Source organism: Blastococcus sp. SYSU DS0616, from assembly GCF_054051015.1.
The window spans coordinates 1-20301 of record NZ_JBJHAJ010000016.1 but is presented as its reverse complement, the minus strand read 5'-3'; the positions used below and the strand labels follow the sequence as shown (position 1 = coordinate 20301).

Annotated in this window: 19 protein-coding genes; 11 read left to right on the top strand and 8 right to left on the bottom strand. The window is 74.9% G+C overall.

The genetic code is table 11. The features are described from left to right. Positions 1-5: 5 nt before the first annotated feature. Positions 6-806: a putative protein N(5)-glutamine methyltransferase gene (locus ACI79K_RS13155; protein WP_456599912.1), complete on the bottom strand. Its 801-nt coding sequence runs from the start codon at positions 804-806 to the stop codon at positions 6-8. A 63-nt stretch (positions 807-869) separates the two neighbouring features. On the opposite strand from ACI79K_RS13155, the gene ACI79K_RS13150 reads away from it, so the two are divergent. From ACI79K_RS13150 to nudC, 4 genes are all read left to right on the top strand, one after another. Next, the gene (locus tag ACI79K_RS13150; RefSeq protein ID WP_456599911.1) at positions 870-1772 is read left to right on the top strand and encodes a DUF2510 domain-containing protein; all 903 of its coding nucleotides are present in this window, start codon (positions 870-872) and stop codon (positions 1770-1772) included. 137 nt (positions 1773-1909) lie between these two features. Beyond that, the gene (locus ACI79K_RS13145; RefSeq protein ID WP_456589886.1) at positions 1910-3220 is read left to right on the top strand and encodes a M16 family metallopeptidase; all 1311 of its coding nucleotides are present in this window, start codon (positions 1910-1912) and stop codon (positions 3218-3220) included. Next, positions 3217-4581 (top strand): M16 family metallopeptidase, encoded by a 1365-nt coding sequence (locus ACI79K_RS13140; RefSeq protein WP_456589885.1) that lies wholly within the window; start codon positions 3217-3219, stop codon positions 4579-4581. Before ACI79K_RS13145 ends, ACI79K_RS13140 begins: the two co-directional genes overlap by 4 nt. Further along, on the top strand, positions 4578-5465 hold the full coding sequence (nudC, locus tag ACI79K_RS13135) for an NAD(+) diphosphatase (protein WP_456589884.1): 888 nt from the start codon (positions 4578-4580) through the stop codon (positions 5463-5465). The genes ACI79K_RS13140 and nudC overlap by 4 nt, the downstream gene beginning before the upstream one ends. On the opposite strand, the gene ACI79K_RS13130 is transcribed toward nudC, so the two are convergent. The 3 genes from ACI79K_RS13130 to ACI79K_RS13120 form a co-directional block, all read right to left on the bottom strand. After that, positions 5462-6016: a uridine kinase gene (locus tag ACI79K_RS13130; RefSeq protein WP_456589883.1), complete on the bottom strand. Its 555-nt coding sequence runs from the start codon at positions 6014-6016 to the stop codon at positions 5462-5464. The two genes, nudC and ACI79K_RS13130, sit on opposite strands and share 4 nt — an antisense overlap. Positions 6017-6111: 95 nt before the next feature. Further along, positions 6112-6627: an ANTAR domain-containing protein gene (locus ACI79K_RS13125; RefSeq protein ID WP_456599910.1), complete on the bottom strand. Its 516-nt coding sequence runs from the start codon at positions 6625-6627 to the stop codon at positions 6112-6114. Between the two features lie 144 nt (positions 6628-6771). Beyond that, a complete protein-coding gene (locus ACI79K_RS13120; RefSeq protein ID WP_456589881.1) occupies positions 6772-7038 on the bottom strand; it encodes a mycoredoxin in 267 nt (88 codons plus the stop codon). Between the two features lie 189 nt (positions 7039-7227). On the opposite strand from ACI79K_RS13120, the gene ACI79K_RS13115 reads away from it, so the two are divergent. The 4 genes from ACI79K_RS13115 to ACI79K_RS13100 all read left to right on the top strand — a co-directional run bounded on the left by ACI79K_RS13115 (position 7228) and on the right by ACI79K_RS13100 (position 10447). After that, positions 7228-9222 (top strand): ATP-dependent helicase, encoded by a 1995-nt coding sequence (locus ACI79K_RS13115; protein ID WP_456589880.1) that lies wholly within the window; start codon positions 7228-7230, stop codon positions 9220-9222. 195 nt (positions 9223-9417) lie between these two features. Then, complete coding sequence (locus ACI79K_RS13110) at positions 9418-9717, top strand: hypothetical protein (RefSeq protein ID WP_456589879.1); 300 nt, start codon at positions 9418-9420, stop codon at positions 9715-9717. Positions 9718-9986: 269 nt separating this feature from the next. After that, positions 9987-10202, top strand: coding sequence for a WhiB family transcriptional regulator (locus tag ACI79K_RS13105; protein ID WP_456589878.1), 216 nt, complete (start codon positions 9987-9989; stop codon positions 10200-10202). Between the two features lie 80 nt (positions 10203-10282). Beyond that, positions 10283-10447: a hypothetical protein gene (locus ACI79K_RS13100; protein WP_456589877.1), complete on the top strand. Its 165-nt coding sequence runs from the start codon at positions 10283-10285 to the stop codon at positions 10445-10447. Positions 10448-10600: 153 nt separating this feature from the next. On the opposite strand, the gene ACI79K_RS13095 is transcribed toward ACI79K_RS13100, so the two are convergent. The 3 genes from ACI79K_RS13095 to ACI79K_RS13085 form a co-directional block, all read right to left on the bottom strand. Next, entirely contained in the window at positions 10601-11923 is a 1323-nt protein-coding gene (locus ACI79K_RS13095) for an ABC1 kinase family protein (RefSeq protein WP_456599909.1), read from the bottom strand. Further along, entirely contained in the window at positions 11920-13098 is a 1179-nt protein-coding gene (locus tag ACI79K_RS13090) for a ThiF family adenylyltransferase (protein WP_456589875.1), read from the bottom strand. The genes ACI79K_RS13095 and ACI79K_RS13090 overlap by 4 nt, the downstream gene beginning before the upstream one ends. 171 nt (positions 13099-13269) lie before the next feature. Next, the gene (locus ACI79K_RS13085; RefSeq protein WP_012950213.1) at positions 13270-13422 is read right to left on the bottom strand and encodes a DUF5679 domain-containing protein; all 153 of its coding nucleotides are present in this window, start codon (positions 13420-13422) and stop codon (positions 13270-13272) included. Positions 13423-13832: 410 nt separating this feature from the next. On the opposite strand from ACI79K_RS13085, the gene ACI79K_RS13080 reads away from it, so the two are divergent. Continuing rightward, positions 13833-14423 carry a M48 metallopeptidase family protein gene (locus tag ACI79K_RS13080; protein WP_456597125.1) on the top strand — a complete coding sequence of 197 codons (591 nt, stop codon included), beginning with the start codon at positions 13833-13835 and terminating at the stop codon, positions 14421-14423. Positions 14424-14428: 5 nt separating this feature from the next. On the opposite strand, the gene ACI79K_RS13075 is transcribed toward ACI79K_RS13080, so the two are convergent. Next, on the bottom strand, positions 14429-15862 hold the full coding sequence (locus tag ACI79K_RS13075) for a zinc-dependent metalloprotease (protein WP_456599908.1): 1434 nt from the start codon (positions 15860-15862) through the stop codon (positions 14429-14431). 178 nt (positions 15863-16040) lie between these two features. Between ACI79K_RS13075 and ACI79K_RS13070 the strand changes: the two genes are divergently transcribed. Together ACI79K_RS13070 and ACI79K_RS13065 are read left to right on the top strand one after the other, a co-directional pair. Continuing rightward, the gene (locus ACI79K_RS13070) at positions 16041-17063 is read left to right on the top strand and encodes a YlbL family protein (protein ID WP_456589872.1); all 1023 of its coding nucleotides are present in this window, start codon (positions 16041-16043) and stop codon (positions 17061-17063) included. A gap of 163 nt (positions 17064-17226) precedes the next feature. Next, positions 17227-20181 (top strand): UPF0182 family membrane protein, encoded by a 2955-nt coding sequence (locus tag ACI79K_RS13065; protein WP_456589958.1) that lies wholly within the window; start codon positions 17227-17229, stop codon positions 20179-20181. The last annotated feature ends 120 nt before the right edge of the window (positions 20182-20301 follow it).

Sequence of the window (20301 nt, the reverse complement as noted above, 5' to 3'; positions counted from 1 at the left end):
CGCCGTCACCGCGTTTCCGGGAGGTCGTCCGGGAGCGTGCCGACGACGACGGTCGCGCCGAGGTCCTCGTCGGTCACCAGCCGGGGCAGCAGGCCGCCGCGGGTGACGACGTCGACCGCCGCCTGCGCCTGCCCCTCGCCGCACTCGAACAGCAGCGTCCCACCCGGCGCCAGCCACTCCGCCGCCCGGGCCGCAACCCGGCGGGCGAGCGCCAGCCCGTCCGCGCCGCCGTCGAGGGCGGTCCGCGGTTCGTGGTCGCGGGCCTCCGGCGGGAGGAGCCCGAGGGCGCCGGTCGGCACGTAGGGCACGTTCGCGGTGAGGACGGCGACCCGGCCGCGGAGCCCCGCCGGCAGCGCGTCGAACAGGTCGCCTTCGTGCACGGGCACCCCGGGAAGGTTGTCCCGGGCGCAGGCCGCGGCGGCGGGGTCGAGGTCGGCCGCGTGCAGCTGGATGCCCGGCACGGCCGCCGCGAGCGCGGCGCCGACCGCTCCCGTACCGCAGCACAGGTCGACGACGACGGCGCCCGGGCGGGCGAACGGCAGGGCCGCGCGGACCACCAGCTCGGTCCGGCGGCGCGGGACGAAGACCCCCGGCGCGACGGTGATCCGCAGCCCGCAGAACTCCGCCCAGCCCAGCAGCACCTCCAGGGGCGTCCCCGCCACCCGTCGCTCGACCAGCCGCGCCAGGTCGGCGGCGTCGCCGGCCGCGGATACGAGCAGGGCCGTCTCCTCCTCGGCGAAGACGCAGCCGACGGCCCGCAGCCGGGCCACGACCGCCGGGTCGGGCGCGGTTCCGGCGGGGTGCACGGCGGCCTCCTTCGACGGCGCGGGCGACGGTGCCGCCGCGAGCCACGCCCTTACGCTGAGCCCGTGACCGGAGTGGGCCAGGAAGCGGCGCCGGGCTGGTATCCGGACCCGGGTGGCGCCCCCGGCATGGTGCGCTGGTGGAGCGGCAGCGCGTGGTCCGACGTCATGATGCCCGCCGGCCCCGGGGTCGAGGTGCACCGGGCCGCCGCGCGGACCGCGGCTCCGCGGCTCCCGGAGCCGGTGGCCCCTGCGGCGCCCGTCGCCCCCGCCGGGGCCCGGTCGCGGATCCGGCGATGGGTCGCCGCGGGCGCCGTCCTGGTGCTCCTCGTGGCCGCCGTCGTCACCGTGCTGTCGCTGGGCTCGGGCGGGGACGGCGGCACCACCGCCGCTCCCGCGCAGCAGCCCGGTGCGGCCCCCGCGCCGGCACCCGGCCAGGCGTTCCCGCCGGGCACGGTACGGATCATCGACGAGGCCGCCGGCATCTCCTACCCGTACCTGGGCGAGGGCTGGCGGGAGTTCGACCTGGGCCGGCAGCTGGAGACGACCACGACCGCCGGGCAGTACTTCACGACGCAGGAAGCCACGCCCGACGGCGGGATCTTCATCTCCCAGTGCACCTCCGGGCCGGTGCCCGACGGATACGGGTGGGCGGGTCCCTCGACCCTGCAGAGCACGGTGACGACGCTGGCCGCCAGCGTCCGCGCCAACTACTACCCGTGGCCGAACACGATCGAGATCCGGCGCGACGAGCCCCGGACCGTCGACGGGCGTGCCGCCCACCTCGTCGAGTTCCAGCTGGCGTGGGACGTCGAGGGCTACGACGCCTCGGGGGAGCGGGCGGCGCTGCTGCTGATCGACGTCGGCCGGCCGGCCCCGGCGCTGCTCTACGTCTCCATCCCCAACACCCACGCCGAGCTGTACGGCGTCATCGACCGGGTCCTCGGCGCCGTCGAGGTGTTGGAGTGACGAGCTGTGCGGGCGACCGACGAGCGGAGCCCGGAGGGTTCCGGAGGAGGAACGCGGCAGCAGGGGCTCACCAGGGATGGGGACGGCAACTGGCCGCGGTGTCACCCGGAGGGTGACGTCGTCGTAGGGTCGGGCGCGTGACTGCGGCTGGTACCGAACTGACCCTGCGGCACCCGATCGAACGGTTCACGCTGGACAACGGCCTGCGGGTGGTCCTCGCCCCCGACCGCAGCGTGCCGGTGGTGGCGGTGAGCGTCTACTACGACGTCGGGATGCGCAACGAACCCGAGGGGCGCACCGGCTTCGCCCACCTCTTCGAGCACATGATGTTCCAGGGGTCGGCCAACGTCGCGAAGATGGAGCACGCGCGGCTGGTGCAGGCCGCCGGTGGCACGTTCAACGGGTCCACCCACCAGGACTACACGAACTACTTCCAGGCGCTGCCCGCCGAGGCGCTCGAGCGCGCCCTCTTCCTCGAGGCCGACCGCATGGCGGCGCCGGCGATCACCGAGGAGAACCTCCGGAACCAGATCGACGTGGTGAAGGAGGAGATCCGGGTCAACGTGCTCAACCGCCCCTACGGCGCCTTCCCGTGGCTGCAGCTGCCGCAGGTCGCCTTCGAGACCTTCGCCAACACCCATGACGGCTATGGCTCCTTCGTCGACCTGGAGTCCTCCACGGTCGCCGACGCCACCGACTTCTTCGAGAAGTACTACGCGCCGGGCAACGCCGTGCTGTGCATCGGCGGCGACCTCGACGTCGCCGCGACCGAGGAGCTGGTCCGCCGCTGGTTCGGCCCCATCCCCGGCCGGCACGTCCCGCCCTTGCCGGCCACCGGGGAGCCGTCCCCCACGACGGTGCGCTCCGCGGTGATCGAGGACCCCCTGGCGCCGGCGCCCGCGCTCGCCCTGGGCTGGCGGGTGCCCGACCCGGTCGGTGACTTCGACACCTACCTGGGCAGCGTGCTGCTGGCCGAGGTGCTCAGCGAGGGCGACGCCTCCCGGCTGGAGCGCCGGCTGGTCCACGACGACCGGATCGCCATCGCGCAGAGCAGCTACGTGGGCCTGTTCGGCGACCCCTTCGACGTCCGCGACGCGACCCTGCTCACCACGCAGGTGCACCACCCGGCCGCCGTGCCGGCCGAGCGCGTGATGGCCGCCGTGCACGAGGAGGTGGCGCGCATCGCCGACGAGGGCGTCGACGCGGACGAGCTGCGCCGGGTGCAGGCCCGCATCGAGGCGCAGCTGCTCCAGCAGGCCGACTCGGTGCTCGGGCGCACCCTCGCCTTCGCCGCGGCCGAGCTCGTCCACGGGCGCGCGGAGCTCGCCGGCGAGCTCGCCGCCCGCCTCGCGGCGGTGACCCCCGAGGCGGTGCAGGGAGCCGCCCGCGGGCTCGATCCGGGCACCGCCGCGGTGCTGGAGCTGCGACCTGCTGGAGGTACCCGATGACCGCACCCGAGCAGGTCTCGCTGATCCCGCCGCTGGGCGAGCCGCGCCCGCAGCCGGCGCCGGTGGCCGAGGAGACCACGCTGCCCAACGGGCTCCGGGTCGTCGTGGTCCCGCGCCCCGGGGTGCCCCTGGTCGAGCTCCGGCTGCGGGTGCCGTTCGCCGCGCCCAACACCCGCAACGCCGGCGTGCACGCGGCGCGCGGCGCCGTCCTCTCCGGGGCGGTGCTGCTCGGGACGCAGCGGCACGACCAGGCCGAGGTCGCCCAGCTGCTGCAGAGCCACGGCGCCGAGCTGTCGGTGAGCACCGACGCCGACCGGCTCATCTTCGGCACCACCCTGCTGCCCGGCGGTCTCGGCCCCGTCCTCGAGCTGCTCGCCGAGCTGCTCACCGGCGCCAGCTACCCGGCCGGCCGGGTGGACGGCGAGCGGGACCGGCTGGCCGAGCGGATCGCGATCGCCCGCACGCAGCCGGGCATGATCGCCCGCTCGGCGCTGGCCGCCCGCCGGTACGGCACCCACCCGTACGCCATCCAGCTGCCCGACGCCGAGCTGGTCTCCGCCGTCCGCGCCCCGGCGCTGCGGCGGCTGCACCGCGAGCGGGTCCTGCCCGCGGGCAGCACCCTCGTCCTCGTCGGCGACCTGGACCCCGCGGCCGCGACCGACACCGCCGCCGCGGCGCTCGAGGCGTGGACCGGCAGCGGCAAGGCGGTGGAGACCCCGCCGGTCGCCGAGCAGCCGGCGCACGGCATCCAGCTCGTGCACCGGTCCGGCGCGGTGCAGTCGAACCTGCGGCTGGGCGGCCCGGCCCCCAGCCGGACCGACCCCGACCTCCCGGCGGCACGGCTGGCGGCGATGGTCTACGGCGGGTACTTCTCCTCCCGGCTGGTGGAGAACATCCGCGAGCGGCGCGGTTACAGCTACAGCCCGCGCAGCGCCATCGACCACCAGCGCGCGGCGTCGTCGTTCCTGGTCGAGGCCGACGTGGCCACCGAGGTGACCGGGCCGGCCCTGCTCGAGACGCTCTACGAGCTCGGGCGGATGGCGCTGACCCCGGTGACCGAGGCGGAGCTGGACGCCGCCCGCCGCTACGTCCTCGGCAGCATGGCGCTGTCCACTTCCACCCACGCCGGCCTGGCCAGCACGCTGTCGGCGCTGCTCGGCGTGGGGCTGCCGGCGGACTGGCTGAGCACCCACCAGCGCGACCTCACCGAGGTCACCGTGGAGCAGGTGCAGGCCGCGGCCGCGCGCTACCTGGCGCCCGAGGCGCTCACCGCCGTCGTCGTGGGCGACGCGGACCGCGTGGCCGCCGAGCTGGGCGCCCTGGCGCCGGTCACCGTCACCGGGGGCGGCGAGCAGGCGTGACCGCCGGCGGCGGCGACGGCCCCCTGCTGTCCCGGGTCGCGCACGACCGGGCGCACCTCGCCCGGGTGCTGCCCGACCCCACCGGCGGCCGGCCGGTGCGGGTGCTCACCGTCGACGCCGCCCGGACGGTGCCGGTGGCCGAAGGCCCCGACGGCCCCCGCCTGGTCTGGGACGAGCGGCCGGAGCTGCCGGCGGGCGCGGTCTTCCTCGGCGAGGCCGACGGCGTCCCGTACGCGGCGGTGCGCGGGGAACGGGCGCTGACCGTCAACGGCCGGCCGGTCGACCGCTGGGCCGGGCTGCGCGACGTCGGTGCGGAGCTCGGCGACCTGGACGCCGGCCTGCTGGCGGAGGCCGTCGGCATCCTGGAGTGGCACGAACGGCACCGGTTCAGCCCGCTCACCGGCGCCCCGACGACGGTCGAGCGGGCCGGCTGGACGCAGCGCGACCCCACCACCGGGACCGAGTTCTTCCCGCGGGTCGACCCCGCGGTGATCATGCTCGTCCACGACGGCGGCGACCGCGTGGTGCTCGGCCGGCAGGCGACCTGGCCGCCGGGCCGGTTCTCCATCCTCGCCGGCTTCGTCGAGCCGGGGGAGTCCGCCGAGGCGGCCGTCGCCCGCGAGGTCGAGGAGGAGGTCGGGCTCCGCGTCAGCGACGTCCGCTACGTCGCCAGCCAGCCCTGGCCGTTCCCGCAGTCGCTCATGCTCGGGTTCGTGGCCCGCGCCGACGGCGACCAGGACCTCCGGCTCGATCCGCACGAGATCGAGGAGGCCCGCTGGTTCACCCGCGACGAGCTCCGGGCGCCCGGCGGGCAGCTGGCGGTGCCGCCGTCGATCTCCATCGCCCGGCACATCCTCGACCGCTGGCTGCGCGGCGAGCTCTAGGCACCCCAGCGACCGCCGAGCACGAGCGCGGGGCGGTCGGCGTGGTCGGCCAGCACCACGGCGTCGGCCAGCGCCACGGGATCGACCTCGTCGTCGTAGCGGTCGAAGGCCGGGAGCGCCCAGGCCGCCTCCGACGGGGTCCTGCGTCGCCGCGCGGCGGGCGTCACCCGCAGGTGCACCACGACGTCGAAGGCCAGGCCGACCCCCTGCAGCAGGGCGCCCGCCACCAGCAGCACGCCGCCGGCGGGTGCCGGACGGCGCGGCGCCCGGGCGGCCCGGTCGCGCTCCAGGTCCCACAGGACCGGCAGGTACTCCCCGGAGCCCCCCGGCCCGACCGGACCCAGCACCTCGCGGGCGAGCGCGCCGGCGTCCAGCCAGTCGGTGTAGCGGGCGTCGGGATCGGTGCGCCCGTGCTCCAGCCGCAGCGACGCCGGCCGGTAGAACCCGGTGGCGGGGACGACGACGGCGGCCCGGCCCAGCGTCGGCAGGCGATCGGCGATCGAGCGCGCCAGGTCCTCCGGCTCCGCCAGCTCGGGGCCGTCGACGGCCACGCGCAGCGCGGTGGCGCCCGGCTCGGCGGGGAGCTCCGCCAGCAGCTCGGCCAGGCGGTCGGCGAGGGCGCCGGGGGACAGCGGCTCCGGTCGGGTCAGGAGCGGCCGTCCGCAGTGGTCACGGCGTCGGGCCGCACCGGCTCGACGCGCGGCGGCGGCGGGGGCACCGGCGCAGGCGCGGACGACGCGGTGCCTCCCGGTCCACCGGCGGGGGCGACGGCATCGGGCGCCAGGCTCGCGAGGACCTCGCGGGCGAGCTCGACCACGGGACGGCCCTGCGTGCGCGCCTCCCGGCGCAGCCCCTCGAACACCGTCCGCGGGCTGGCGCCCTGCCGTTCGGCCAGCACCCCGATCGCCCGCTCCGTGGACACCCGGGCGGCGAGCGCGTGCTCGAGCTGGGCGACGGTGCGCTGCAGGGCAGCGATCCGCACGTCGACCGGGTCGGCGTCACCGGGTGGCGTCACCGGGCCGCGGGCCGAGCGCCGGGCGGAGCGGTCGGGCTCGGGCAGACCGCCCATCTCGTCGGCCACCAGGTCGGCCAGGGTCATCCCCTCGACGAGGTCGTCGACGAGGTCACCGCCGACCGGATCGCCGTCGAGCGGGACGACCACCCACCCGCGCCCCGACCTGGTCAGGGCGACCCGCGGCCGGTCACCGGCCCCAGGGACGGCCGAGACCTCGGGGCGGGGCGGCGCATCGGGGGACACGTGCCCGTCGAGTTCGTCGGAGGGCCTGGGGCCGGGGACCACGGGTGCTCACGCCTCCGGTAGCTGTCCGAGCTGGGCCTTCACCGCGTCGATGCTCGGGTTGGTCAACGCGGTGCCGTCGGAGAAGACCAGCGTGGGCACCGTCCGGTTGCCGCCGTTGGCCTGCATGACCAGGTCCGCCGCCTGGGGATCGGTCTCGATGTCCACCTCGGCGAACTCGATGCCCTCGCGCTGCATCAGCTTCTTCAACCGCACGCAGTAGCCGCACCACGTGGTGGTGTACATCGTGACGGCAGCGCCGGGGGTCGTGGTCATCGCGGGGAGTCTCCCTGTTCGTGCCGGGTCGGTCCAGCCCCGTGGCGGGGTGGCGGTGGTGCGTGGGTCCCAACGTGGTGCTCCTGGGGATCCTTCCCGCCGTCCGTCGCTGCCGGCTGGGAGGATCGTCGCCGGGGGCCGTCGGCTCCCGGGTACGAGTCGGGTGAGGAACGGGGAGGGACGCCGGCGATGGCGCACGCGGACGCGGAGGCCGTGCTCGACGGCCTCGACGACGAGCAGCGTGCGGCGGCGCAGGCGGTGTCGGGGCCGGTCTGCATCCTCGCCGGTGCCGGCACCGGGAAGACGCGCACGATCACCCACCGGATCGCCTACGGCGTGCACACCGGCACCTACGTCCCCGAGCAGGTGCTCGCGGTCACCTTCACCGCGCGGGCGGCGGGTGAGCTGCGCGCCCGCCTGGCCGCCCTCGACGTGGGCGGGGTGCAGGCGCGCACCTTCCACGCCGCGGCGATGCGGCAGCTGAGGTACTTCGCCCCCCGGGTGCTCGGCGGCCCGATGCCCGGGCTGATCGAGAACAAGCTGCGGGTGGTGGCCTCCGCCGCTACGCGCAACCGGCTCACCACCGACCGGACGAGCCTGCGGGACCTCGCGAGCGAGATCGAGTGGGCCAAGACCACGCTGGCGACGCCGGAGGACTACCCGGCCCGCGCGCAGGCGGCCGGCCGCGAGGCCCCGTTCGAGCCCGCCGCCGTCGCCGCCGTCTACGCCAGCTATGAGCAGGCCAAGCAGCGCGACGGCGCCCTCGACTTCGAGGACCTGCTGCTGGTCACCGCCTACGCGCTCGAGGAGCACCCGGACGTCGCCCGCCAGGTCCGGGGCCAGTACCGGCACTTCGTCGTCGACGAGTACCAGGACGTCAACCCGCTGCAGCAGCGGCTGCTCGACGCCTGGCTCGGAGGGCGGGCCGAGATCTGCGTGGTCGGCGACCCGAACCAGACCATCTACTCCTTCACCGGCGCCGACCCCGACTACCTGCTCGGCTTCGCCGACCGGTATCCCGACGCGGCCGTGGTCAAGCTCGAGCGCGACTACCGGTCGACCCCGCAGGTCGTCGGGCTGGCCAACCGGCTGATCGGCCAGGCGCCTCCGCGCAAGGGCCTGCCCGGGCTTCGCCTGCTCGGCCAGCGGCCGCAGGGCCCGGAGCCGACGTTCGTCGAGCACCCCGACGAGCCGGCCGAGGCGGCGGCGGTCGCGGCGCGCTGCAAGGCCCTCATCGACGACGGCACGCCCGCCGCCGAGATCGCCGTGCTGTTCCGGATCAACGCGCAGTCCCAGGTGTACGAGTCCGCGCTCGCCGACGCGGGCGTGCCCTACGTCCTCAAGGGCGGGGAGCGCTTCTTCGAGCGGCCCGAGGTCCGGGAGGCGGTGCTGCTGCTGCGCGGGGCGGCCGCCGGGGGCAACGAGCCGGGCATGCTCGTGCCCGCCGTCCGCGACGTGCTGGCCTCCACCGGCTGGGTGGAGCACCGCCCGCCGGCCGGGGGCGCGGCGCGCGACCGCTGGCAGTCCCTCGCCGCGCTGGTCGACCTCGCCGTCGACCTGGTCGCCGAGAACCCCTCGCTCGACCTCGCCGGCTTCGTCACCCACCTCGCCGAGCGGGCCGACGCCCAGCACGCACCGACCGTCCAGGGCGTCACCCTCGCCTCGATGCACGCCGCCAAGGGCCTGGAGTGGGACGTCGTCTTCGTCGTCGGACTGGTCGACGGCGTGCTGCCGATCGCCCAGTCGCTGAGCCGTCCGGTGGCGGTGGAGGAGGAGCGCCGGCTGCTGTACGTGGCGGTCACCCGCGCCCGCGAGCAGCTGACCCTGTCCTGGTCGCTGGCCCGCAACCCGGGCGGCCGGCGCTCCCGGCCGCGGAGCCGGTTCCTCGAGGGGCTGGCGCCGGGCTCCGGGCCGACCGCGCCCCCGGCCCGGCGCCCCGCCAAGCGCCCCAAGGTGGTCCTGGAGGGCGAGGCCGGGGAGCTGTTCGAGCGGCTGCGCGCCTGGCGCAGCCAGGCGGCCCAGTCAGCCTCGGTGCCGGCCTACGTCGTCTTCTCCGACGCCACCCTGCAGGCCATTGCGGAGAGCCGGCCGGCCAGCCTCCGCGAGCTGTCCGGGTTGCCCGGGATCGGCGCCCGGAAGCTGGAGCTCTACGGCGAGGACGTGCTGGCCACCGTCACCGGCTGAGGCGGTGAGGGAGCGGTCGCCGAGGGCGACGGCAGGCGGTTCCGAGACCGGTGGGGACACCGTCCGAGGGACTCGTCGTTAATTCGATTGACCCGGAATCCGGGCGGTCATAGTGTCCCGTTCCACACGAGCTGCGCCCCGTAGCGCGCCCGGCCGACCGGCCGGGCGCGGAGAGAGGAAGGAGGGGGCATCCCGATGACCATCATCACTTCGATCACCGCTGCCTCCGCCGACCTCCTCGGCCTGGGCGGCATCGACACGCGTACGGGGGGCCTGGTCATGGCTGGTCCCGCCGCTCAGCACGAGGGCACCGGTCTGTCCTCCGCCGGCTGCGCCGGCGGCGAGTGGGCCGTCGGCACGCCGTTCGCGGCCGCCGCCCTCGACCGGCGCCCGAAGTCGCTCCGCGCTGTCGAGCGCCCCTTCGCGCCCACCTACCTGCCCACGAACGACGGCACCACCCTCGGGATCCGTTCCCCCGGGAGACCGTTGAGCTAGCCGCTCACCGGACCTCCTCGAGGCCGCGGAACCCGAACCCCGGGATCCGCGGCCTTTTTCTTTCCTCCGCGGCGCCCGGCCCCCACTTCGGTCGGCGGGCCCCCGCCGGCCGTACCCGACGAGTACGAGGAGGAGCGGCAGTGCAGCAGACGATCGACCGCCCGACGTCCCACCGCCGGCCCGGGCTCTCCCGGACCGGAGGCCCCGTCCCGCGGCGACCCCGTCCGTCCCTGCCCCCCGCCCCGGTCCGGCGCCCCCTGCCGTGCCGGGTGGAGGACCCCGAGCTGTGGTTCGCCGAGAGCCCGGCACAGCTGGAGCTCGCCAAGAGCTTCTGCGGCGACTGCCCGGTCCGGGAGGCGTGCCTGGCCGGCGCGCTCTCGCGCGCCGAGCCGTGGGGCGTCTGGGGCGGCGAGATCTTCGACCGGGGCGCCGTGATCGCCCGCAAGCGGCCACGTGGCCGACCCCGGAAGGTCGTCGCGGCGTGAGCCCGCGGTCATCCGGGTCCGGTAACCACACCACCAGCAGTTCCGTGCTCCCGTGGGGGAGCCGATCAGAGGAATCAGCCATGTACATGCTCGAGCACGAGATGGCCTGCAGCCGCATGACCGAGCTGCAGGCCGAGGCGATGGCCGTCTCGCGCGCCCGTCGTCTCTACCTGGCACGGCGGGCCGCCCGTCGCGCCGAGCGCGCGGTCCGCCGGGCCGCCCGCGCCAGCGCCGCCGTCTACTAGAAGGACCCCGTCCTCCTCACCCCTCGCACGCTCGGGGTGAGCCTCGGGACGGCGCCGGCGGTCCTCCGGACCGCACCGCCACCACGAGCCGTCCCGGCGCCGTGGGGCCGGCGGTGCGGTCCGGAAACCGTCCCCCCGCGTCGGTCGGGGGTCTCAGTCGGCGAAGCCGGGGAGCCACTCCTCGAGGACGGCCCGCCAGTCGGCCGCGGCATCCAGCTGGCAGAGCACCCCGATCGATCCGATCGAGACCCGGTGGATCAGCAGGTACGCCGGTGGCAGGTTCAACTGCCTGCCCAGCCGGTTGGCCTCCGTCCGCGGATCGGCGATCCGCGTGGCCTGCTCCTGCATCCAGGCGCGGGTGAAGTGGAAGTGCCGCCCGGCGATGGGCTCCAGGAGGGGGAGCAGGTAGTCGAGCACCGCCTCGGGGTCGACGTGCACCCCCGGCCGCACGAAGCCCTCCGCGCGCAGATCGGCCAGCACCTCCGCCGCACGGCCGGCCAGGGCCCAGCGCAGCAGCCGCCCGATCGGCTCGGGGTGGCCGTCGGGGAGCCGGGCGATGGCCCCGAAGTCGATGACCCCGAGGCGGCCGTCGGGCACGAGCCGGAAGTTGCCCGGGTGCGGGTCCGCGTGCAGCAGCCCGGCGCGCTGCGGCGCGGAGAAGTGCAGCGTCGCCAGCAGCCGGCCGGCGCGGTCCCGCTCCTCACGGTTCCCCGAGGTGATGACCCGGGACAGCGGCGTGCCCTCGAGCCACTCGGAGACGATGACCTTGGGTGCGCTGGCCACCACCCGCGGGACCGCGATCTCGGCGTCCCCGGCGTAGGCGGCGGCGAACGCCCGCTGCGCGTCGGCCTCCAGGCCGTAGTCCAGCTCTTCCACCACGCGCGCCTTCAGCTCGGCGATCAGCGGCTTCACGTCCAGCCCGGGGAAGACGGCGGCGAACAGCCGGGCGAACCGGGCCAGCTGGTTCAGGTCGCTCATCAGCGCCGTCGCCGCGCCCGGGTACTGGATCTTCACCGCCACGTCGCGGCCGTCCCGCCACGTCGCCCGGTGCACCTGGCCGATGCTCGCCGCCGCGGCCGGGGCGTCGTCGAAGTCGGCGAAGCGCTGGCGCCACGAGCCACCCAGCTGCTGCGCGAGGACCGCGTGCACGGTCCGCACGGGCATCGGCGGCGCCTCCTCCTGCAGCTTGGTGAGGGCCTCGCGGTACGGCGCGGCCATCTCCTCGGGCACCGCCGCCTCGAACACCGACAGGGTCTGGCCCAGCTTCATGGCGCCGCCCTTGAGCTGCCCCAGCACCGCGAACAGCTGCTCGGCGGTGCGCTGCTGCAGCTCGGCGTTCACCGTGTCCGCGGACTGCCCCGACAGACGCCTGCCCAGGCCCATGGTCGCGCGGCCCGCGGCGCCCAGGGGGAGGGAGGCCAGGCGCGCGGTCCGCGCGACCGACCCCCGGGGCATGGCCGGTCGCTCGTCACTCACACGTCCTCCTCGCCGGCGTCCGGTCGGAGCGGCGCCGTGTCGTGTCCGGTGAGCCCGTGAGCTCGCTCAGCGGCCATTGTCGCCCGACGAACCGGGATCCCGCCGGGAGGGCGTCCCTCGCCGTCCGTGGAGTCGGTCTCCCCGCCCGCCGCCGCGCCGCAGCCGCAGGACGGGTGCGGCGGCCATCGGCGCAGGCGGGGCAGCAGGTCGGGTGGGCGCAGCTCCACGGTGGCGTCCAGGGTGACCGGTGCACCGCGTCCGTCGACGCAGGCGAGCACCTGACCGGCCGCCAGCAGCGCGGTCAGCAGGCAGGTGAGCGTGGCCCCGCTGGCGGGCGGCTCCGCGGCGGTCAGCTGGGCCGCCAACCGGGGCCAGCGCGGATCGGCGTCGCGCCGGTGGAGGTCGCCGCAGCGCAGGCAGCTGGTGGCACCCGGGATCACCAGCGGCCCGACGACGCCCGTCTCACCGCGCACCGTGGCCACCAGGTGCGGTCCCGGCACGGCGGGGACCAGGGGGTCCGATGCGTCCCAGGGGCGGGTGAGGACGACGACGTCGGGCCGCAGCCCCGCCGGGAGGGGCCCGAGATCGGTCTGCGGGCTGGCCCGGCGGACGGCGTCCGCCGCCGCGACGGCGCGGGGTCGCCCCTCGTCGGCGGCGGTCAGGCCGCCGACCATCGCGTCTGCGGCGGTGACCACGCCCGCGTCCCGCACCACGACGCGGCCGATCCCGCTCGCGGCCAGGACAGCGGCCAGCGGGGTGCCCACACGTGTCGCACCCTCGACCACCACGGTGGCTCGCCGCCTGGTCCGCCAGCCGGCCGTTCCCGGGGTGGAGCCGGCCGCCGGCAGCTCGACCGCCGCGCGGGCGGCGGCGGCCGGACCGGGACCGATCGCGAGCAGATCGGCCGGGTCCAGCTGCCGCACCAGGCCCGCCGAGGTGAGCGCGTCGAGGGCTGCGTCCACGAGGCCGGGCGCCAGGCCCGCGCGGGCGGCCTCGGCCCGGACGACCCGCCGCGATCGACGCCCGTCGAGCGCGCGGAGCAGCGGAGCGAGCCCCGCGGCCGGGTGGAGGAGCAGCCCGTCGGTGGAGTCGACCCCGCCGATCTGGACGCCCTCGTCGTCACCGACGAGCAGCGGCGTCGCCGCCGGGAGGAGGGGATGGGCGTTGTCGCTCACCCCGGCAGGGTGGCAGCTGCGCGGCGGCGGCGCGCTCGTCGTCCACAGGGCCGGAAAGGACGACGACGGCGGCGCCCCTTCCCGGAACGCCGCCGACCGCAACTGCCTGGAACGGCCACCCTCCAGGGGCCCGCGCCGAGCCTGAGAGGTGCGGGGAGGAGGGTGGTCCTTCTAGGCCTTGCCGAGGATCCGGTTCATCTTGGTGCCGCAGACGGGGCAGGTGCCCTGCGCCATCCGGCGGCCGGACTCGCTGACCTTGACCTCACCGTCGAAGTCGCGCTTCTCCTTGCACTTCACGCAATAGCCGTTGTAGCTCTCCGCCACGGGATCTCCTCGTCTCCGGGGTGCCGCGGCTCGCACGCCGGGCACCGTTGGGCGAGCACGCTACCCGTGCCCGGTGGTCGCCATCCCCGTCGGCGGCCGCCCGGCGGCGAGTTCCCCGGCGGTCGGGGGCCCTCCCTTCCCCACAGCTGTGGACGACGCTGTGGATGCCGTGGGGACGGCATGGCGTGTCCCTGTGCGGAACCGAGGGAGGGGCCGGGGACGGATCGCCCGCGGTGACCCCCGCCGCCCCGCCGACCAGCACAGACGTCCCCGTACGGGTGTGGACGCCCGCGTCCGGCCACCGTGGTCACCGGCTGGAGCGGCGGCGATGTCCACCGTCCGTGCGACCTGCACCCGAGCGGGTGTCTCCGCGCAGGCGCCACGCCGAGGCGGTGTCCTACGGTCTTCCCGTGCCCCGAACGCCCCCTGACGCGAGCGCCCTGCCTGGACCGGGGGACGGCGACGTCGTGGAGGTCCGGCGCAGCAGCCGTCGGCGGCGCACGGTGACCGCCTACCGGGAGATGGGCCGGACCGTGGTGCTCATCCCGGCGGCCTTCAGCCCGGCCGAGGAGCAGCGCTGGGTCGCCCAGATGGTCGCCAAGCTCCGCACGCGCGAGGAGCGCCGCAAGCGCTCCCTCGGTGGTGACGTCGAGCTCCTGGCGCGGGCGCGGGCGCTGTCGGCGGCGCACCTCGACGGCCTCGCCGAACCGGCGAGCGTGCGCTGGGTGGACAACCAGCACCGGCGCTGGGGGTCCTGCACCCCGGCCGACCGCACCATCCGCCTGTCGAGCCGGTTGCGCTCCATGCCGGAGTACGTCGTCGACTACGTGCTGGTGCACGAGCTGGTGCACCTGCTCGAGCCGGGTCACGACGAGCGCTTCTGGGCGCTCGTCGCCCGGTACCCCCGCGCGGAGCGCGCCCGCGGCTTCCTGGAGGGCGTCGAGCTAGCGGCTACCGCAGGCGCGGCGGGAGCCGAGCCGCCGCTCGACGTCGACGGCTGAGCCGGCTACCCCTGGCCGCCCGGCTCGCGCCGGTCCTCGCCCTCCTCGGGGTCGGAGCCCCCCTCGGTGTCGGAGCTCCCTTCGGCGTCGGACGCGCGGTCCGGAGCCCGCTCCGCGTCGTCGGCGGTCAGCGCGGCGAGCTCGTCGTCGAGGCCCTGACGGGCGACGAAGTCCAGCGGCTCGTCCAGGTCCTCCGAGGTCGGCAGGAGGTCCGGGTGCGACCACAGCCGGTCCCGCTCCGCGCTGCCGTGCTGCTGCCCCATGGCGCCCCAGACCGTGGCCGCGTCGCGCAGCCGGCGGGGACGCAGCTGCAGCCCGACCAGGGTGGCGAAGGTCTGCTCCGCCGGCCCACCGGAGGCCCGTCGGCGGCGCATCGTCTCGGCGAGAGCGTCGTGCCCGGGCAGCCGGTCGCCCGCCGCGGCGGCGACCACGGTGTCCACCCAGCCCTCGACCAGGGCCAGGAGCGTCTCGAGACGGCGCAGCGCCATCTGCTGCTCGGGCGTCTCCTCGGGCTCGAGCACGCCGCTGCCGAGGAGGCGCTGGATGCTCTCCGGGTCGCTGGGGTCCAGCCCCGCGCCCATGCCGCCGGACATCGCCTCGTTGATGCCCCGCTCGATCGCCTCGCGGTCGATGGTGATGCCGCGGGCGTAGGCGTGCACGGCGTCCTGGAGCTGCTGGCGCAGCCAGGGGACGTGGGCGAACAGCCGCTGGGAGGCCGCCTCGCGCAGCGCCACGAAGAGCCGGACCTCGTCGGCCGGGCGGTCGAGCCCCTCGGCGAACGTGGCCAGGTTCTGCGGCACGAGCACGCCGGTGCCGGCCGGCGCCAGCGGCAGCCCGACGTCGGTGCTGGTGAGCACCTCGCCGGCGAGCGTGCCGAGGGCCTGCCCCACCTGGGCGCCGAACATCAGCCCGCCCATGCGGCCCATGATCCCGGCGACCGGCCCGAAGGACATGGCCGCCTCCTGCGGCAACGCGCTGGTCATCGCCGCCACCACGCGCTCGGCCAGCGGATCGATGAGCGCAGCCCACGCCGGCTGGGTCTGCTCGACCCACTCCACCCGCGACCACGCGGCGGTGCGCTCGATCCCCGACGGCAGCTCGGTCACCTGGTCGAGCCACAGGTCGGCCAGCCGGAGCGCCTCGGCGGTCGCGGAGCGCTCCTGCTCCGACGACGGCTGGTGCCCGGCCGCCAGCTGGCTGATCGCCCCTTGCCGGGCCAGGTCCCAGTTGACCGGGCCCCCCGACCAGTTCATGAGCTTCTGCAGCTCGGCGAACAGCGGCATCTTGCCGAGCACGTCCTCGGGCGACCCGCCGCCGGCCATGCCGCCGAAGAGGGCGCCGAGGCCGAACGGGTCGCCGCCCTGGTCACCGCCCTTGCCGGGCTCCCGGCGCTCGGGGTCGCGGTCGGGCAGGCCGAAGCCGAACGGGTGGTCGCTCATGCGTCCACGGTAGACGCGTGATCTTCGGCCGTGGGGCGGGATCGCGTTCGCCAGGAGCGCACCAGGTCGCGCGGGCGCCCCGCCGGCGCGCGGTGGGGGACGGCCGGAGGGCTCCCACCGGCCCCGCTGCCGCGGGCTCGCGACGCGCCCCGGCGACGGGGCCCTAAGCTCGCCGGTCGTGACCCGTCGGATCGCCGTCCTCAGTGTCGGCGCCGTTCTCCTGCTGCTGTTCGGCGTGCTCGGCACGAGCGTGCCGGTGCCCTACGTGGCACAGGTCCCCGGCCCGACGTTCGACACGCTCGGGGAGGTCGACGGCGAGCCGATCATCGCCGTGGAGGGCAGGGAGCGCAACGAGGTCGAGGGCGACCTCACCCTCACCACCGTCGGGGTCAGCCGTGGCGGGCTGAGCCTCGTGCAGGCCGTGCGCGGCTGGTTCGACGACGAGGTCAGCGTCGTCCCCGAGGAGTCCGTCTACCCGCCCGACCGCACCGAGGAGGAGACCCGGCAGGTCAACCGCCAGGCCTTCCTCACCTCGGAGCAGGCGGCCGAGAGCGTCGCCCTGGGCGAGCTCGGCTACCCGCAGAAGGTGGTCGTGCGGGAGGTCCCCGAGGGCTCGCCGTCGCAGGGGCTGCTCGAGGAGGGCGACGCGATCGAGTCGGTCGACGGGCAGCCGGTGCCCGACTCGGAGGTCCTGACCGACGTCCTCGCCGGCATCCCGCCCGGGACGCCGGTCACGGTCGGCTACACGCGGCTGGGCGAGCCGGGTACCGCGACGATCACCACCCAGGCGGCCGAGGAGCGGGAGGGCTCGCGGCTGGGCGTCAGCGTGCTCGACCAGCCGTCCGCGCCGTTCGACGTGGACATCCAGGTGGCCGATGTCGGCGGCCCGTCGGCCGGGCTCATGCTCACCCTCGGCATCCTGGACCTGGTGGGCGAGGAGGATCTGACCGGCGGCGCGGTCATAGCCGGCACCGGGACGATCGACCTGGCGGGGAACGTGGGACCGATCGGCGGTGTCCCGCTGAAGATGGTGTCCGCCCGCGACATCGGCGCCGAGCTGTTCCTGGTCCCCGCCGACAACTGCGCCGAGGCGCTGGCCGCTCCCGACACCGGCGTCCCACTGGCCCGGGTCGCCACCCTCGACGACGCGCTGGCGGCCCTTGCCGACGTGCGCGCCGGCCGGACACCGGAGAGCTGCTGACCCGAGCCCACACGGCGCCGACGCGCCCCCACCGGGAACCCCGCGCCGTCCGGTGCGTTGTCCTGGGGGCCGGGTCCGCCCGGCGCCGCACCACCCGACCCCACGGTCGATCGTCGCGTGGCCGAGAGGCCACGCCTGCAAGTGAAGGAGACCGCTCGTGGCCATGCGGCCCCCCGTGCCGGTGCCGACGCTGTCCCGGCGCGCGAAGCTGGTCATCGGTGCCATCGCCGTGCTGCTGGTGCTGTTCACCGCCGTCGGCACCCTCACCAACGTCTACGTCGACTACCTGTGGTTCGACGAGACCGGGTACACCGAGGTCTTCTGGACCGAGCTGCAGTCACGCGTGCTGCTGTTCGCCGTCGCCGGCGTGGCGACCGGCGGGCTCACCGCGCTGGCCGTGTACCTGGCCTACCGGTTCCGGCCCACCTTCCGGCCGATGTCGCTCGAGCAGCAGAACCTGGAGCGCTACCGCCAGTCGCTGGAGCCGCGGCGCGGCCTCGTGCTGACCGGCATCGCCGTCGTCCTCGGCCTGTTCGCGGGGTTCACCGCGCAGAGCAGCTGGGAGACGTGGCTGTCGTTCCGCAACAGCACCGACTTCGGCCGGACCGATCCCCAGTTCGGCATCGACCTGTCGTTCTTCGTCTTCGACTACCCCTTCTACCGGCTGCTGCTCGGTTTCGGGTTCGCGATCGTCATCCTGGCGCTCATCGGCTCGCTGCTGACGCAGTACGTGTTCGGCGGGCTGCGGCTGCAGACGCCCGGGCAGAAGCTGACCGCCGCGGCGCGGGTGCAGCTGTCGGTGCTGCTGGGCTTCTTCCTCGCCCTCAAGGCCGTCGCCTACTGGCTGGACCGCTACGGGCTGGTCTACTCCAACCGCGGTGGCGTCTTCACCGGTGCCAGCTACACCGACGTCAACGCGCTGCTGACGCCCAAGACGATCCTGGTCTTCGTGGCGGCCGTGTGTGCCCTGGCGTTCTTCGCCAACATCGTCGTCCGCAACTTCCTGCTGCCGGCCGCGGCCCTCGTGCTGCTCCTGGTCTCCAGCCTGGTCATCGGCGTGGCCTACCCGGCGATCGTCCAGCAGTTCGTCGTCAACCCGAGCGCCAACGAGAAGGAAGCCGACTACATCGAGCGGGCCATCCAGTCGACCCGGGAGGCCTACGGTCTCGACGACATCGACTACGTCCAGTACGCGCAGGAGACCACCGGCAACGAGGTGGACCCCGACGTCGCGCTGGCCGAGCTGCGGAACGACACCGAGACCATCCCGAACGCCCGGCTGCTCGACCCGAACGTCCTGACCGACACGTTCACGGCCCGCCAGCAGATCCGGAACGTGTACGGCTTCCCCGAGAAGCTCGACATCGACCGCTACACCATCGACGGCGAGACCGGGGACTACGTCGTGGCGGTGCGCGAGCTGGACAGCGCCGGGCTGTCGGAGAACCAGAGCACCTGGATCAACCGGCACACCGTCTACACCCATGGGCACGGCTTCGTCGCCGCTCCGGCGAACGAGGTCGTGGCCGGCTCCGAGGGCGGCGAGCCGAACTTCACCACCGGCGACCTGCCGACCCGGGGGAACATCCCGGTCGAGCAGAGCCGGATCTACTACGGCGAGCTGATCCAGGACTACTCGGTGGTCGGGGCTCCGGAGGGCAGCGCGCCGCGGGAGTTCGACCTGCCGGAGGGCGGATCCGAGGATCGGCAGATCAACAACACCTACGACGGCGAGGGCGGTGTCTCGGTCGGCAGCTTCTTCCGGCAGCTGACGTACGCGATCTACTACCGCGAGCGCAACTTCCTGCTCTCCAGCGCGGTGAACGAGGAGTCGAAGGTCCTCTACGTCCGGGACCCGCGCGAACGCGTGGAGAAGGCGGCGCCCTTCCTGGAGGTCGACGGCGACCCGTACCCCGCGGTGATCGACGGCCGGGTGACCTGGATCCTCGACGCCTACACGACGTCGGACTCCTATCCCTACTCCGAGCAGATGCAGCTCGGCGAGGCGGTGGCGGACGCGCTCACCGGCACCGGGACGACCGCGCTGCCGAACGAGACGGTGAACTACATCCGCAACTCGGTGAAGGCCACCGTCGACGCCTACGACGGCACGGTGACGCTGTACGCCTGGGAGGAGGAGGACCCGGTCCTCCAGACCTTCATGAAGGCGTTCCCCGGCGTGGTCGAGCCGAGGAGCGAGATGAGCGACGAACTGATCAGCCACGTCCGGTACCCGGAGGACCTGTTCAAGGTGCAGCGGGACATCCTGACCCGCTACCACGTCGATGACCCGATCGCCTTCTACGAGGGCAGCGACCGGTGGCAGATCCCCGACGACCCGACGCGGAACATCGAGGAGAACCAGCCGCCGTACTACATCCTGGCCCAGCGACCAGGTGACGACGAGGCGACGTTCCAGCTGACCAGTGCGCTGAACGCCTTCCAACGGGAGAACCTGTCGGCGTTCGTCTCGGCGTCGAGTGCGCCGGAGACCTACGGCGCACTCCAGGTGCTGCAGCTACCCGGCAACACTCCGTTCCGGGGTCCCGGGCAGGTGCAGAACGCGTTCATCACGAACAACCAGGTGCGGCCCGACCTCACGCTGTTCGACAGCCAGAACTCCGCTGCCGTGTTCGGCAACCTGCTGACGCTGCCGATCGGTGACGCCGGGTTGCTCTACGTGGAGCCGCTCTACGTGGAGAGCACCGGGGAGGGCGGCTTCCCGCTGCTGCAGCGGGTGCTGGTCAACTTCGGTGACCGCATCGGCTACGCCAACACCCTCTCCGAGGCGCTGGACCAGGTGTTCGGCGACGGCGCAGGGGTGGTCGCGTCCGACGCCGACGGGGTGCCGACCGAGGCGGAGCAGGGGGAGGACAACCCCGGCGTGGAGCAGCCGGCCGATCCCACCGACGTGCCGATCCCGCCGGACGGCACGGACGGTCTGCCGGCCACGCCGGACATGGAGCAGGCCGTCCAGGACATCAACGCCGCGCTCGAGGCGTTGGCCACCGCCCAGCGGTCCGGTGACTTCGCCGCCCAGGGGCAGGCGCTGGCCGATCTGCAGGAGGCCGTGACGGCCTACCAGCAGGCCCAGCAGGCGGCGACCGGAGGCGGGTGACCGCTGGCCCGCGGGGGGGGGGGGGGGGGGGGGGGGGGGGGGGGCCCCCCCCCCCCCCCCCCCACCCCCCGCCCACAACAAAAGTACCAAAAAAAAATAAAAAAAAAATTAAAAAAAAAA